Below are 14744 nucleotides of genomic sequence, written 5' to 3' on the forward strand. Positions count from 1 at the left end.
CGCGCGCATCGCGTGATCCGATATCCCGACCGATCGTCCGCCGCGCAGCCAGCGCTCCCCGCCGCCCGCCGGCTGCAATTTTGTTCAAGACGCAGTCCGCACGCGCGGCGACGATGCATGTATGAAAACGAAACTCGTCGGTTATCTGTATCTTGTCGCGGCGATGACGGGTGTCGGCAGCACGGTCGTCGCGAGCCGCATCGCGGGCGACGGCCTGCCGCCCTTCACCGCCGCCGCGCTGCGCTTTCTGATCGCGTCGGTGCCGCTGTACGCGCTGATGCGCGCGCAGCGGCACCGCTGGCCGCGTCTCGCGCCGCGCGACGTCGGGCTGCTCGTCGTGCAGGCGGCGTGCGGCGGCGTCGGCTATACGGTGCTGCTGCTGGCCGGCACGCATCTGTCGTCGCCCGTCGACGCGGGCGTGATGCTCGGCACGCTGCCGGCGATGTCGACGCTGCTCGCGGCCGTCGTGCTGCGCGAGCGGCAGACGCCGCGCGACTGGAGCGCCGCCGCGCTCGCGACGGCCGGCGTGCTGCTCGTCACGTTCACGCCGGGCCGCGCGACGCCGTCGATGCGGGCGCTCGTCGGCGACGCCCTCGTGCTTGCCGCGGTCGCATGCGAGGCCGTCTTCATCTTGATGAACCGCCGGCTTGCCGTGCCGCTCGCGCCGCTCGTCCAGTCGACCGCGATGTCGGTGCTCGGCTTGGCGCTCGCGCTCGTGCCGGCGGCGTTCGAGTGGCGGGCCGCGACGGCCGCATGGCAGCCCGCCGCGCTGGCGGCCACCGCGTACTACGCGCTCGTGCCGACCGTGCTCGGCTATCTGTGCTGGTATGCCGGCTCGGCGCGCACGAGCGGCACCGAGGCGGCGTTGTTCACGGCCGTCGCGCCGGCCTCGGCGGTGCTGTTCGCGGCGGCGGTGTTCGGCGAATCGCCGGGCGGGATGCGATTCGCCGGCATCGCGATGGTAGTGGCGGGCGTGCTGGTCGGCGCGCTGCGGCCGCGGCGCGGCGCGAAACGCTCGGCCGGCACCTGCGCGGCGGATTCGCGGGAAGCGGCCTGAAGCGATCGATCCGGCGCGAACGGGCGGTGCCGACCTCGCCCACCCCGCCCACGAACGCCCCGCTGGGCGGCGACGCCCGGTCAGCCGACGAGCCCGATGTCCGCCGCCGCGATCAGCCGCTCGATGTCGAGCAGAATCAGCATCCGGTCGCCGTCTTCGCCCTTGACCGATCCGAGATCCGTGATGAAGCCGGTGTTGATCGCCGCGCCGAATTCGGGCGCCGGCCGCCGGTCGGCGGCCGCGAGCTCGAGCACGTCGCTCACCGCATCGACGACGACGCCCACCGTGCGCGCCGCGACGTTCAGCACGATGACCACCGTCGACGTGTTGTACTCGGCCGAATCGAGCGCGAACTTCAGGCGCAGATCGACGATCGGCACGATCACGCCGCGCAGGTTGATCACGCCCTTGATGAACGCGGGCGCGTTCGCGATGCGTGTCGGTTCTTCGTACGACCGGATTTCCTGCACGCGCAGGATGTCGATTCCATATTCCTCGGAGCCGAGCCGGAACGTGACGAATTCCTGCGCATCGCGCGCCGCGTCCTGTCTGCTCATGCGCGCCGCGTGCGGCGCCTCCAGAATTGCGTTCATTGCGTTGTCCTCCACGCGTGGGTTGGGCGCCGCCGTCAGAATGTCTGCCAGTCGTCGCTTGTGGTCGTGGCCATGGACGCGGTCGCGGCTGCAACGGCAAGCGCCGCCGGCTTGCCGAACGTCGGCGCGGCGCGCGGCGGGCGCGGCGCCGGCATCGCAACGCCGCGCTTCGCGCCAGGTTTAGCCGGCGTGTCGGCCGCGTGCCGCATTTGCGGCGCCGCGCCATCCGTATTCGCGCGGAAGAACGAGACGGCCTGGGTCAACTGGCGTCCCTGCTCTTCGAGCGACTTCGACGCGGCCGCCGCTTCCTCGACGAGCGCGGCGTTCTGCTGCGTGACTTCGTCCATCTGCGCGATCGCCTGATTCACCTGCTCGATGCCTCGGCTCTGCTCGCCGGACGCCGCGGCGATCTCGCCCATGATGTCGGTCACGCGCGCGACCGCCTGCGTGACTTCGGTCATCGTCTTGCCCGCTTCGCTTGCGAGCCCCGAGCCATCGTGGATCTTCTGCACCGACGCGCTAATCAGATCCTTGATCTCCTTCGCCGCGCTCGACGAGCGCTGCGCGAGGCTGCGCACCTCGCTCGCGACGACCGCGAAGCCGCGCCCCTGCTCGCCGGCGCGCGCCGCCTCGACGGCCGCATTCAGCGCGAGGATGTTCGTCTGGAACGCGATGCCCTCGATGATGCCGGTGATCTCCGCAACCTTCTCCGAGCTCTGACTGATGTCGGTCATCGTATCGACGACCTGCCCGACCACCGCGCTGCCCTTTTGCGCGACTTCCGATGCATTCGCGGCGAGCGAGCTCGCCTGCTGCGCGTTCTCCGCATTCTGGCGGACCGTCGACGTCAGCTCTTCCATGCTGGAGGCCGTTTCCTGCAGCGACGACGCCTGATGCTCGGTGCGCGACGACAGGTCCTGGTTGCCCGACGCGATCTGGCTCGAGCCCGTCGCAATGCTGTCCGCCGCGGTTCGCACCTGCCCGATCAGCCGCACGAGGCTGGCCTGCATCTCGCCCATCGACGCGAGCACGCTGCCCGACGGCGCCGATTGCGCGCCCGCGACCGGGCTCAGGTCACCGTTCGCGACGCGCCGCGTGACGTCGCCGAGCGTCGCGGGCTCCGCGCCGAGCGCGCGAGTCAGGCCCCGCGCGATCAGGATCGCCGCGATCGCCGCCGCGCCGATCGCGGCCGAGCAGAGGGCGAGCAGCAGCAGGCGCTGGCTCGCATAGTGGTCGGCCGATTCACGCACCATTTCCTGTGCGCGCACGCGCGTGTATTCGCTGTACGCGTTCGTCGCCTTGACGAGCTGCGCGAGGAGCGGCCGGCACTGATCGTTCATCATCGTGATCGCTTCGTCATGCCGATTGTTGAGCGCGGCATTGACGATCGCGAGCGCGACCGGCCCGTATTGCGCCTCGACGCGATCAATGTCGGCGACGAGGCTGCGCGCCTTGGCGCCCGAATCCGGCGCGTTCGCGATCAGTTCCTTCAGCCGGCGCAGTTGCGTCTGCACGTCGTCCTCCGCCTGTGTCACGGCGGCTTTTTCGAGCTCGACGTCGGCGGGCTTCGTCACGAGCACGAGATTGCGCGCGGCGATCGCGCGTCGGTCCACGGCCGTGCGCACCTCTTCGGCCGCCTCCGCGCGCGCACTGATGCCGCTCACATAGCTCGCGAAGCGGTCATTCGCATCGCCGAGCGCATGCAGCGCCAGGACGGACACGAGCAACACGAGCCCGACGAGTGCGCCGAACGCGGTCGCGAGCTTCGCGCCCACGGTCATTTTCTGAAAATTCATTGTTCACCTCGGTTCATCCGACATTGGAGTGTGCGTTGCACTGTGCGACGCATTGACACCTGCTAACGGCTGCCCGGGCGAATGCTTGAGCAGCGGTTCGATGTGCAAATCGTTTGCGTCAGGGTTTACGGTCTGGGCGAATCGCTCCGTCAGCCGAAATGTCGGCCAATCGTCATCTGGCGGGTGAATTTCGGCTCGGCCGCATGTAGGCGGACGTCGAACGGAACGTAGGCGGATTCGCACAACTGAGCGAATTTCGGAGACGCAAGCGTCGGAGTGCGAACCGCTTCATCGATGCCGGCCTCACTGGCGTCACTCGGGTGCGCGTCGACCCGGTCGCGCAGCGGCCGGAAGGGACAAGGAGACTGCGGAAAAAAACGGGCCAATCGCGCCGGTCTCCCACGGCCCGACGAAGGCCGCATGCCTTCATCGCCGAGAGCGACGCCGATTCGACGACGCGAAAGACGTCCGCGAAAAATGTGTTCGCGCCGGCTGGCGCGTCAAGCGAAGCAGGCGGCGAACAGCTTCGCGGTTTTCGATGACGATCGCGTGTCACGCGGCGCGGCGTTGCCATACGCCGCCGCACGGCCCGCGCAAGTGTCGCGACAGACGGCACGCACGCGGCGAATCACGCGCGGCGCGCCCGGCTTGCGCTGTTGATTAAGAACTGGCGAGCACGAATTCTTGCGCGTCGCGCGAGATCAGTGCGTGCGATTGCGCAGTGTCTCCCTCACCCGCTTCGCGACGAGCACGGTCAGATAATCCCGCACCCGCGCGCCTTCGCTGTATTCGGCGAGCGTTTCCTCGTAAAGCCGGGACACCGCCTCGGCGGGCGTGCGGGTTTCGGAAGCGATCGCCTGGACGATCTCGTCGACGCGGTTCTGAACCATGTTTGCGCTCCGCTGGGAGGAAAGACGGACAAAAACGGCTTGGGGCGGGACGCCTATTGAATGCCGCCAAAAGCGCCGGCGCAAATTGAATCGATCTATGAGCGCGGCGATATGGCCTCCGGCCTCTCTATTCGGACGAATCCGCCGCATCTGCCGGGCGCCGCCGCGCATCCGCGATTTCGAAGGGGGCGTTCGCGCCGCGGCTGCGACGCAATGGAGGGTCGGATGCCGATGTCCGGCGATCCCGCGCGCGGCACGTTACACTCTCGTCGCATTCGCGCCATTGCGCCCCGGCGCCGCCCGAACGAACCGCCGCCATTTGCGCGCCCGGCCGCGGCTCACATCCGATACACGACTTTCGCAGTCCGACAGGAGTTCACGCATGGCGGTTCGCGACATTCACGACATCGAGCAGATCGAGCGCGTGCCGCTGCACGCGCGCGCGCTGCCCGCCAACACGCTGCAGGTTTTCGACGAGCGCGCGGCGAAAACGCCCGATGCGCCCGCGCTCACCTTCTTTCTCGACGCCGACCGGCTCGACCGATCGCACACGTGGACCTTCGCCGAGTTGCGCGCCGACATCGTCAGGACGGCGAACGTCCTCGCGAGCGTCGGCATTGGCGCGGGCGACGTGGCCGCATTCGTGCTGCCGAACCTGCCCGACACGCATTTCGCGATCTGGGGCGGCGAGGCGGCCGGCATCGCGATGGCGATCAATCCGCTCCTCGACGGCGCGCAGATCGCCGAGCTCGTCGACGCGGCGCGCGCGAAGGTGCTGATCTGCGTCGCGCCGACGCCGGGCGTCGACATCTGGCCGAAGCTCGCGCCGCACCTGAGCGCGATGCCGACCGTCGAAACCGTCGTGTGGGTCGACCTGCGGCCCTATGTGCCGCTCGTCAAGCGCGCGGTGCTCGCTTGGATCGAGCGCCGGGAGAAGGCGCGCCTGCGCGGCGAGCGGATCAGGATCGTTAATCTTCATGCCGAAATGGCGCGGCAGCCGGGCGACCGATTGATCCGGCCGCGCACGATCGGGCCCGACGAGCCTTCGTCGTACTTCTGCACGGGCGGCACGACGGGCCGCCCGAAGATCGCGGTGCGCACGCACGGCTGCGAGGTGTTCGACGTGTGGGCGGCGAGCGAGACGCAGGCGCGCGACGGCGAGGACGCGCGCACGGTGTTCTGCGGGCTGCCGCTCTTTCATGTGAACGGCCAGCTCGTGACGGGCCTGATGGCGTGGCTGCGCGGCCATCACGTGGTGCTCGGCACGCCGCAGGGCTATCGCGGCAAGAACGTGATCGCGCGTTTCTGGGAAATCGTCGAGACTTACCGGATCAATGCGTTCTCCGGCGTGCCGACGCTTTTTGCCGCGCTCCTGCAACAGCCCGTCGGCCGGCACGACATCGGCTCGATCGAATACGCCGCGTGCGGCGCGGCGCCGATGCCCGTCGAGCTCGCGCGCAACTTCGAGCGCGCGACCGGCGTGAAGATCGTCGAAGGCTACGGGCTCACCGAAAGCGCGTGCGTCGCGTCGCTCAATCCGCTCGACGGCGAGCGGCGCATCGGCTCGATCGGCCTGCGCCTGCCTTATCAGCGCATGCGCGCGGTGATCGTCGACGATGTCGGGCGCTACGTGCGCGACGCGCTCGTCGACGAGGTCGGGCTGATCGCGCTCGCGGGGCCGAACGTGTTTCGCGGCTATCTCGATCCGGCACACGAGCGCGGATTGTGGATCGACATCGCCGGCGAGCGGTGGCTGAATACGGGCGACCTCGGCCGCCGCGACGCGGACGGCTATTTCTGGCTCGTCGGCCGCAAGAAGGAACTGATCATTCGCGGCGGGCACAACATCGATCCGCGGATCATCGAGGAGGCGCTCGCCGCGCATCCGGCCGTCGCGCTCGCCGCGGCGATCGGCCGCCCGGACGCGCACGCGGGCGAGCTGCCCGTCGCGTACGTGCAGTTGAAGGCGGGCGCGAGCGCCGACGAAGCCGCGCTGCTCGCGTTCGCCGCGGACACGATCCGCGAGCGCGCGGCCGTGCCCAAGCACGTGCGGGTCCTCGACGCGGTGCCGACCACCGCGGTCGGCAAGATCTTCAAGCCCGAACTGCAGCGGCGCGAGATCGCCGATGTCGTCGCCGCGTGCGCGCGCGATGCGCAGGTCGCCCTCGAACGGGTCGACGTCGTGCAGGACGCGCGGCGCGGGCTCGTCGCGAAGGTCGCCGTGCGCGGGGGACGCGCGGCGCTCGCCGAGCGGCTCGCGCGTTATGCGTTCGCCGTCGACTGGAGCGGCGACGGCACGCACGCGCAGGCCGCCGGGGCGACGCGCGACGAGGCCGCCGCGCCCGAGCGCACGCCGTGAGCGCCTCCCCGCGCCGCGCGCCGCCCGCCGTTTCGTCGCTTTCCGCGTCGATTCGCCACGTGGGCTGAATCCTGATGCCCGCCGACGCCGGGCGCGCGATGAATCGTGTCCCGGTCTGGCGGCCCGCCGTCTGGGCGGATCGGCGCGCCGGATGCGCGACGGCAGAACCGCGCGGCCGCCGCCGCGCCGCCGGGGCGGCACCGCCGAAGGCGAGCGCGGCGGCGCGCGCCGCCGCTCAGCTCCCGGCCCGGATCGCCGCGAGGAACAGTATCGGCGGGCGCCGGCACTCCGCCTCGAGGTCCGGCCGCACCGCGAGCGCATCGGGAATCGGCGCCGGCTCGCCGAGGTGCGTGAGCGTGAAGCCTGCCTTCAGCAGCGTGTTCACATAGGTCTCGACCGTCCGGTGGTATTTGACGATGCCGTCGACGAACCAGCGCGTGTCGCGCCGCCCCTCCTGCCGATAGCGATCGACGGGCCAGTGCTGCTTGTGGCCGTCGTCGTCGCGCACCCAGCCGTGCGGATACGCGGTGCAGATCGGATGCTCGACCGAGAACACGAAGCGGCCGTTCGAGCGCAGCGCGTCGTAGATCCGCGCGACGACGCCCGCGTAATCCTCGACGTAATGCAGCGCGAGCGACGACACGACGAGGTCGAACGCACGCGTCGCCGCGTGATAGGTCTCGATCGACCGCTGCAGATAGGTGATCGCTTCGTCGTCGGTGCGGGCGCGCGCCTCGTCGAGCATTCGCGACGACACGTCGACGGCCGTCACCGACGCCGCGCCGTGCGTGCGCGCATAGCGGGCGAAATCGCCGAAGCCGCAGCCGAGGTCGAGCACGTGCAGGCCCGCCAGGTCCGGCAGCAGACGCTTCATCGCGGGAAATTCGAGTGCGCCGTTCAGGCCGGTATCGCCTTGTCGAAGCGTACGGTAGCCTTCAAAGAACGATGCGTCGTCGTAGATGTTTTGCGGCGCGGACGGCGGCGCCGGGTTGGGATCGCTGCTCACGATGAACGCTCCTTGACGTAGACGGCAATCGGCGGAAAGCGGCTCAAGACGATTCGAGGCGACGGTGCGGCGCAATATCCGTTCGGCGCGCGGCGCCGTCGGTTGCATTGTATCGCCGCGATACGGAAATGCGCAGTCCAAAGCGATTGGATGCGATTATTCGCGACTATTCGGCCCCGCGCGTGAACGCGCCCTTGTTTGCCAAAGCGCGCCCGCTCAAGTACCTTGACCCCCTGCCGCCTGCGATCGGCCCCGCTTCGCCCCCGGCCGAGTGCCGCCTCCCGGGCGGGCGGCGGCCATTGCATCCGCTCATTTGCTGCCCGACAGGAGTGCCTGCCCCGATGAAAGTTCCCCGCTTCAGCCGTTCCCTGCGCGCGGCTGCCGCCGCCCTCGCCGTTTCCGTCTGCGCCACCGCGCCCGGCGCGCACGCCGCCGGCGCGATCACCGTCGCGTCGAAGATCGACACCGAGGGCAATCTGCTCGGCAACGTGATCGCGCAGGTGCTGAAGGCGCACGGCATCGCCGTCGTCGACAAGATCGGGCTCGGCGCGACGCCGATCGTCAGAAAGGCGCTGACGACGGGCGAAATCGACATCTATCCGGAATACACGGGCAACGCCGCGTTCTTCTTCAACAAGGCCGACGATCCCGCGTGGAAGAACGCCGCGCAAGGCTACGCGCTCGCCAGGCAGCTCGATTACGCGGCGAACCGGATCGTCTGGCTCGCGCCCGCGCCCGCGAACAACACGTGGGGCGTCGCGGTGCTGAGCTCGGTCGCGCAAGCGCAGCATCTGAAGACGTTCAGCGACTTCGGCAGATGGGTCGGCGCGGGGGGCAAGGTGAAGCTCGCCGCGTCGGCCGAGTTCGTCAACAGCGCGTCGGCGCTGCCGTCGTTCGAGAAGGTGTACGGCTTCAAGCTGAAGCAGGAGCAGATGCTCGTGCTGTCGGGCGGCGACACCGCGGCGACGATCAAGGCCGCCGCGCAGCAGACGGACGGCGTGAACGCCGCGATGGTCTACGGCACCGACGGCGGCATCGCGGCCGCCGGGCTCACGGTGCTCGACGACGACAAGCACGTGCAGCCCGTCTATGCGCCCACGCCGATCATCCGCGAGGCGGTGCTCAAAGCGCATCCGCAGATCGCCGATTATCTGAAGCCCGTGTTCGCGGGCCTCGATCTGAAGACGCTGCAGACGCTCAACGCGCGGATACAGATCAACGGCGAGCCGGCCGCGAGCGTCGCGGCGAGCTATCTGAAAGCGAAGGGCTTCGTCAAATGACGGCGCGCACGGCGGGCCGGGTCGGCGCGCCCGCCCTCGCGCCGCGCCCGCGCGCGGCTCCCGCATGGGCCGCGCGCGTCGACAAGGTCGGCGTGCTGATCGCCGCGCTCGTCGCGTATGCGGCATTCGTCCAACCGTTCGTCACGTTGCGCGCGAACCGGATCGCGGCGGGCACGGCGCTCACGCTCGGCGCGGTGTTTCCGGCGCCGAGCGCGCACGCGCTCGATGCGCTGTGGGCGGCCGGCGCGCTCTTCGCGCTCGTGCGCAGCCGCGCCGCATTGCGCGTGGCCATCGGCGCCGTGCTCGTACTCGCGCTGTGCGTGGCGCTCGGCGCGGCGCCCGCGCATCTCGTCACGCCGGACACGCCGCTCGCGCGCGTATCGCCCGCGGCGGGTGCCTGGCTGCTGCTGTTCGCGTTCGCGGTGCTGATCGCCGATGCGCTCGCCCGCATCTCGCTTGCGCCCGCGAAGCGCGTCGTCGCGCTCGCGGCGGCGCTCGCGGCGCTCGCGGCGTTCATCCACGGCGGCTTCTGGGACGGGCTGTCGGTGATGCAGGAATACGCGGTGCGCGCCGACACGTTCCGCAGCGAGGCGATCCGCCACGTCGCGCTCGTCGCCGGCTCGGTGGCGGCGGCCGTCGCGATCGGCGTGCCGCTCGGCATCGCCTGCACGCGCTTCGCCGCGCTGCGCGGCGCGCTGCTGCCGCTGCTGAACGTCGTGCAGACGATCCCGAGCATCGCGCTGTACGGCCTGCTGATGGCGCCGCTCGCGATCCTCGCCGCGCGCGTGCCGCTCGCCGCCCGCGCGGGCGTGAGCGGCATCGGCGTCGCGCCCGCGCTGATCGCCCTCTTCCTGTACGCGCTGCTGCCGATCGTGTCGAGCGTCGTCGTCGGCTTCGCGCAGGTGCCCGCCGCCGTCGTCGAGGCGGCGCTCGCGATGGGGATGACGGGCCGCGAGCGGCTCGTCGCGATCGAGCTGCCGCTCGCGCTGCCCGTCGTGCTGTCCGGCGTGCGCATCGTGCTCGTGCAGAACATCGGCCTCGCGGCCGTCGCCGCGCTGATCGGCGGCGGCGGCTTCGGCACGTTCATCTTTCAGGGGCTCGGCCAGTCCGCCACCGATCTCGTGCTGCTCGGCGCGCTGCCGACGATCGCGCTCGCGCTCGTCACCGCCGTGCTGTTCGAGGCGGCGACCGACATCGCGAAAGGAGCGCGCCGATGATCGAGATCGAACGCGTGAGCCGGCTGTTCGGCGACATCGCCGCGGTCGACGACGTGTCGCTCGCGGTTGCGCGCGGCACGGTGACGGCGCTCGTCGGCGCATCGGGCAGCGGCAAGTCGACGCTTCTGCGAATGATCAACCGGCTGATCGCGCCGACGAGCGGGACGATTCGCGTCGACGGCGTCGACACCGCGAGCGTGCCCGCCGAGACGCTGCGGCGCGGGATCGGCTACGTGATCCAGGGGCACGGCCTCTTCCCGCACTGGACGGTCGCGCGCAACATCGCGACCGTGCCGCGCCTGCTCGGCTGGCGCGCGGCGCGCATCGACGCGCGCGTGCGCGAGCTGCTCGCGCTGTTCGAGCTCGACTACGACACGTACGCGCGCAAGCTGCCGCACCAACTGTCGGGCGGCCAGCAGCAGCGCGTCGGCGTCGCGCGCGCGCTCGCGGCCGAGCCCGCGATCCTGCTGATGGACGAGCCGTTCGGCGCGCTCGATCCGATCATCCGCGGCAAGGCGCAGGACGATCTCGCCGCGCTGCAGCGCCGGCTCGGGATCACGATCGTGATCGTCACGCACGACATCGACGAGGCGCTGCGGCTCGGCGACCAGATCGCGGTGATGGACGCGGGGCGCATCCTGCAGGCGGGCCCGCCCGCCGAGATTCTCGGGCGGCCGCAGCCGGGCGTCGTCGAGCGGCTCGTCGCGGGCCTCGACCGGCCGCTGCGCCTGCTCGCGCTCACGCGCGTCGACGCGCTTGCCGAACCCGGCGCGGCGCCCGGCGAGCCGATATCGGGCGCGCTCACGCTGCGCGACGCGATCTCCGAGCTGCTGTGGCGCGGCGCGAGCGCGCTGCCCGTATCGAGCGCGGACGGCGCGGCGGCCAGGCGCATCACGCTCGATGCGATCGTCGCGCAGGCGAAGCGGCCGGCATGAGGCGCGCGATGAAAACCTCGGGCGCCGCGCGCAAGACGGGCACGGCCGGCGCGCCGGGCACGCTTGGCACCGCGTGCCGGCGCGCGGCCGTGATGCTCGCCCGCGGCGGCGCGCTGGCGGCGCTCGCCGTGATGCTCGCGCGGCCCGGCTGGCTCGCGCCCCTTTTCGCGCCGTTCGCCGACAACGGCGCGCCCGCGATCTACCCGCGCGCGAGCCTCCTCGATCTGACGCTGTCGCATCTCGCGATCGTCGCCGCGGCGAGCGCGGCAGGCGCGATCGCCGCGCTCGCCGCCGGGATCTTCGTCACGCGGCGCGCCGGTGCGGAATTCCTGCCCGTGGCGCGCAGCGTCGTGCACATCGGGCAAACCTTTCCGCCCGTCGCGGTGCTCGCGCTCGCGGTGCCGGCGGTCGGCTTCGGCGTGAAGCCCGTGCTGATCGCGCTGATCCTGTACGGACTGCTGCCGATCTTCGAAAGCACGATCGCGGGGCTGCAGGACGTGCCGGCCGATGCGGTCGACGCCGCGCGCGGGATGGGGATGAGCGCGCTGCAGCGGCTCGCGTGGGTCGAGCTGCCGCTGGCATTTCCGGTGATCCTGAACGGCATCCGGCTTGCGGTCGTCATCAACCTCGGCACGGCGACGATCGGCTCGACCGTCGCGGCGAAGGGGCTCGGCGACGTGATCATCGCCGGGCTGCAGACGTCGAACACCGCGTTCGTGCTGCAAGGCGGCCTCGTCGTCGCGCTGCTCGCGGTGCTGATCTACGACGCGCTCGGCGTGATCGGCCGATGGCTCGCGCCGGCGAGCGCGGCGCGGCGAGAAGGCGGCGCGTAGTCCGGCTGTGCGCGGCGCGCGAATGCGGGGCGCTCTCGCGCCGCGCGATACGGCAAGCGATGCGGCAGCGGCTGCCGCGCGGCATGAGCGCTGACAGGCGCATGGCCTCGCGTTTCGTCTCGCCCCGCGCCGGCCCGCCCGCGAGACCGATTTCCGCACGCGCGGCGGCATCGGTCGCGCATTCCCATCTCGACGTCCTATTGCGCGCGTCTCCCGGCGTGCCCCGAGCGTTGGCGCACGCCCGCGCGCCGGATGTGCAATAGCCGACGACCGCCCCTCGCATGCGTCCCTTTCGCTGCATCGCAGCGGACACGCAAGCCGGCATCGCGATGCATTTGTCCTTTCCTCCGCAACAAACGCACGCACCGCCGATGCACGCGCGTTCGCCCGCGGCGTGCTCAACGCGCGGCCCGCGACGATTTCAGCAAGAGGGAATCGTGTCGAGCAAGGTCATCTCGGCGCGCGCATGTCGGACGAATGTCGGTCGACGCGGATGGAGCGCACTCGCCGCATGCGCGAACGACAGCGACATGCACACCGAACCCAGCACCGTTTGCACACGCTCCGGCGGCCGTCCGGCGTTTTTTGATCCATGACATAAAGTGCCGTTTAAATTGTTTCCAATCGGTAGCTCATCGGGAAGAATTGAATCGACGAAAGCGAATTCAAATGCCAAATTTGACGGATTTGGAACGCGTTCGATCGGCTCGTTCTGCGCGCGGAAACCGGGATTCAAAGCCTGATTCGGCCGCTTGCGGAAATGCGGCGCCAAAAGCGATCGCGAGCGGATTCGAACGAAAAAAAGCAGGAAAGCACGATGAGAATCTGCATTGAAAATATTCAACCGGGGATCACACGAGAAGAGCTACAGGCTTTCTTATTCAAATACACCGGAAAGACATTTACCGATATTCAATTCATCGGACAGTCGGGTCCGAGGCCGGGCGCACTGCTCGACATCGCCGGCACCAGTTGGAGTGCGCTCGCGGAAATCCGCCGCCGGCTGCACGGCATGTACTGGAAGCGGCGCCGGATCGGCGTGTGGCTCTTTTCGTTCTGGGACCGCAGCGATGCCGCCGAGGTGCGGCGTCAACGCGAAGCCCGCACACAACAGGCACGGAGCACGCCCATGACGACGCTCCGCCGATAAGGCCCGAACGGGCACGCACCGAACCATTTCAAACGACGCGCGTTCGGCCGAACCGCGCGCAAGCGGCACACCGCCGCGCACCGCCGCCCGAGCGGATGCGCGATGGCCGCATGCGCGCCGCGTTCTTGCGCGAATGCGATTGCGAGGAAACATCATGGCTGAAGTGACACAAGAACGAGACGTCGCGACGACATCCGCGACGAACAAGTTGCAGCTCGGCGCGCTCACCGCGCTCGTCGTCGGATCGATGATCGGCGGAGGCATCTTCTCGCTGCCGCAGAACATGGCGGCCACCGCCGACGCGGGGGCGATCCTGATCGGCTGGGCGATCACCGCAGTCGGCATGCTCACGCTCGCGTTCGTGTTCCAGACGCTCGCGAACCGCAAGCCGCAGCTCGACGGCGGCGTCTACGCGTATGCGCAGGCGGGCTTCGGCGACTACATGGGCTTCTCGTCCGCATGGGGCTACTGGATCAGCGCGTGGCTCGGCAACGTCGGCTACTTCGTGCTGCTGTTCTCGACGCTCGGCTACTTCTTCCCGGTGTTCGGCGAAGGCAACACGCCCGCCTCGATCGCGGGCGCATCGGTGCTGCTGTGGGCCGTGCACTTCCTCGTGCTGCGTGGGATCAAGGAGGCGGCATTCGTCAATCTCGTCACGACCGTCGCGAAGATCGTCCCGCTCGCCGTCTTCATCCTGATCTGCTTCTTCGCGTTCAGGCTCGACGTGTTCCGCACCGACATCTGGGGCCGCGCGAATCCGTCGCTCGGCTCGGTGATGAACCAGGTTCGCAACATGATGCTCGTGACCGTCTGGGTGTTCATCGGCATCGAGGGCGCGAGCATCTTCTCGGCGCGCGCGCAAAGGCGCAGCGACGTCGGCCGCGCGACCGTGATCGGTTTCGCCGGCGTGCTGCTCGTGCTCGTGCTCGTCAACGTGCTGTCGCTCGGCATCATGACGCAGCCGCAGCTCGCGAAGCTGCAGAACCCTTCGATGGCGGCCGTGCTCGAGCATGTCGTCGGCCACTGGGGCGCGGTGCTCATCAGCGTCGGCCTCGTCGTGTCGCTCGCGGGCGCGCTGCTGTCGTGGGTGCTGCTGTGCGCGGAAATCATGTTCTCGGCCGCGAAGGACCACACGATGCCCGCGTTCCTGCGCAAGGAGAACGCGAACCACGTGCCGGCGAACGCGCTCTGGCTCACGAACGCGATGGTCCAGGTGTTCCTGCTGATCACGCTGTTCTCGCAGAGCACCTATCTGTCGCTGATCTATCTCGCGACGTCGATGATCCTGATTCCGTACTTCTGGTCGGCCGCCTATGCGCTCCTCATCGCCGTGCGCGGCGAGACCTACGAGGGCGACGCGCGCGCGCGCCGCAAGGACCTTTTCGTCGCCGCGCTCGCCGTGCTGTATGCGGTGTGGCTGCTGTACGCGGGCGGCGTCAAGTATCTGCTGCTGTCCGCCCTTCTCTACGCGCCGGGCGCGCTCTTCTTCGCGAAGGCGAAGCGCGAGCTCGGCAAGCCGGTCTTCACCGCCGCCGAAAAGCTGATCTTCGCGGCGGCGGCCGCCGCCGCACTCGCCGCGGCCTACGCGCTCCACAGCGGGCTCATCACCCTTTGATCGAAGAGGTAAT

General features: G+C 69.6%; 13 protein-coding genes. 8 read left to right on the forward strand and 5 right to left on the reverse strand.

Annotation, left to right across the window (positions count from 1 at the left end; genetic code table 11):
* Window positions 1-121 precede the first annotated feature (121 nt).
* Window positions 122-1057: a DMT family transporter gene (locus BTH_RS24300; protein ID WP_009891096.1), complete on the forward strand. Its 936-nt coding sequence runs from the start codon at window positions 122-124 to the stop codon at window positions 1055-1057.
* 80 nt (window positions 1058-1137) lie between these two features.
* Here BTH_RS24300 and BTH_RS24305 read toward each other — a convergent pair whose 3' ends face one another.
* From BTH_RS24305 to BTH_RS24320, 3 genes are all read right to left on the reverse strand, one after another.
* Window positions 1138-1650: a chemotaxis protein CheW gene (locus tag BTH_RS24305; protein ID WP_009891098.1), complete on the reverse strand. Its 513-nt coding sequence runs from the start codon at window positions 1648-1650 to the stop codon at window positions 1138-1140.
* 35 nt (window positions 1651-1685) lie between these two features.
* A complete protein-coding gene (locus BTH_RS24310; RefSeq protein WP_009891100.1) occupies window positions 1686-3446 on the reverse strand; it encodes a methyl-accepting chemotaxis protein in 1761 nt (586 codons plus the stop codon).
* A 701-nt stretch (window positions 3447-4147) separates the two neighbouring features.
* Window positions 4148-4336, reverse strand: a complete 189-nt coding sequence (locus BTH_RS24320; protein ID WP_009891102.1) for a DUF3562 domain-containing protein — start codon at window positions 4334-4336, stop codon at window positions 4148-4150.
* Between BTH_RS24320 and BTH_RS24325 the strand changes: the two genes are divergently transcribed.
* Window positions 4335-6695 (forward strand): acyl-CoA synthetase, encoded by a 2361-nt coding sequence (locus tag BTH_RS24325; protein ID WP_011402351.1) that lies wholly within the window; start codon window positions 4335-4337, stop codon window positions 6693-6695. The genes BTH_RS24320 and BTH_RS24325 overlap by 2 nt on opposite strands.
* Window positions 6696-6930: 235 nt before the next feature.
* Here the strand turns inward: BTH_RS24325 and BTH_RS24330 are convergent, their stop codons facing one another.
* Window positions 6931-7701 carry a class I SAM-dependent methyltransferase gene (locus BTH_RS24330; RefSeq protein WP_025369373.1) on the reverse strand — a complete coding sequence of 257 codons (771 nt, stop codon included), beginning with the start codon at window positions 7699-7701 and terminating at the stop codon, window positions 6931-6933.
* Between the two features lie 341 nt (window positions 7702-8042).
* On the opposite strand from BTH_RS24330, the gene BTH_RS24335 reads away from it, so the two are divergent.
* Genes BTH_RS24335 through BTH_RS24350 form a run of 4 tightly spaced genes read left to right on the forward strand, consistent with a single transcriptional unit; the run spans window position 8043 to window position 11966 of the window.
* A complete protein-coding gene (locus BTH_RS24335; protein ID WP_009891107.1) occupies window positions 8043-8981 on the forward strand; it encodes a glycine betaine ABC transporter substrate-binding protein OsmF in 939 nt (312 codons plus the stop codon).
* The gene (locus tag BTH_RS24340) at window positions 8978-10198 is read left to right on the forward strand and encodes an ABC transporter permease (protein ID WP_009891109.1); all 1221 of its coding nucleotides are present in this window, start codon (window positions 8978-8980) and stop codon (window positions 10196-10198) included. The genes BTH_RS24335 and BTH_RS24340 overlap by 4 nt, the downstream gene beginning before the upstream one ends.
* On the forward strand, window positions 10195-11133 hold the full coding sequence (locus tag BTH_RS24345; protein WP_009891111.1) for an ABC transporter ATP-binding protein: 939 nt from the start codon (window positions 10195-10197) through the stop codon (window positions 11131-11133). Before BTH_RS24340 ends, BTH_RS24345 begins: the two co-directional genes overlap by 4 nt.
* Complete coding sequence (locus tag BTH_RS24350; protein ID WP_009891117.1) at window positions 11130-11966, forward strand: ABC transporter permease; 837 nt, start codon at window positions 11130-11132, stop codon at window positions 11964-11966. Before BTH_RS24345 ends, BTH_RS24350 begins: the two co-directional genes overlap by 4 nt.
* Window positions 11967-12387: 421 nt before the next feature.
* Here the strand turns inward: BTH_RS24350 and BTH_RS34645 are convergent, their stop codons facing one another.
* A complete protein-coding gene (locus BTH_RS34645) occupies window positions 12388-12810 on the reverse strand; it encodes a hypothetical protein (protein ID WP_154660007.1) in 423 nt (140 codons plus the stop codon).
* On the opposite strand from BTH_RS34645, the gene BTH_RS24355 reads away from it, so the two are divergent.
* Both BTH_RS24355 and arcD read left to right on the forward strand, forming a co-directional pair.
* A complete protein-coding gene (locus tag BTH_RS24355) occupies window positions 12784-13116 on the forward strand; it encodes a hypothetical protein (RefSeq protein WP_009905319.1) in 333 nt (110 codons plus the stop codon). The two genes, BTH_RS34645 and BTH_RS24355, sit on opposite strands and share 27 nt — an antisense overlap.
* A gap of 154 nt (window positions 13117-13270) precedes the next feature.
* Window positions 13271-14731, forward strand: a complete 1461-nt coding sequence (gene arcD, locus BTH_RS24360; RefSeq protein ID WP_009891121.1) for an arginine-ornithine antiporter — start codon at window positions 13271-13273, stop codon at window positions 14729-14731.
* Window positions 14732-14744: the final 13 nt, after the last annotated feature.

It is taken from the genome of Burkholderia thailandensis E264 (genome assembly GCF_000012365.1).
Taxonomy (GTDB): domain Bacteria; phylum Pseudomonadota; class Gammaproteobacteria; order Burkholderiales; family Burkholderiaceae; genus Burkholderia; species Burkholderia thailandensis.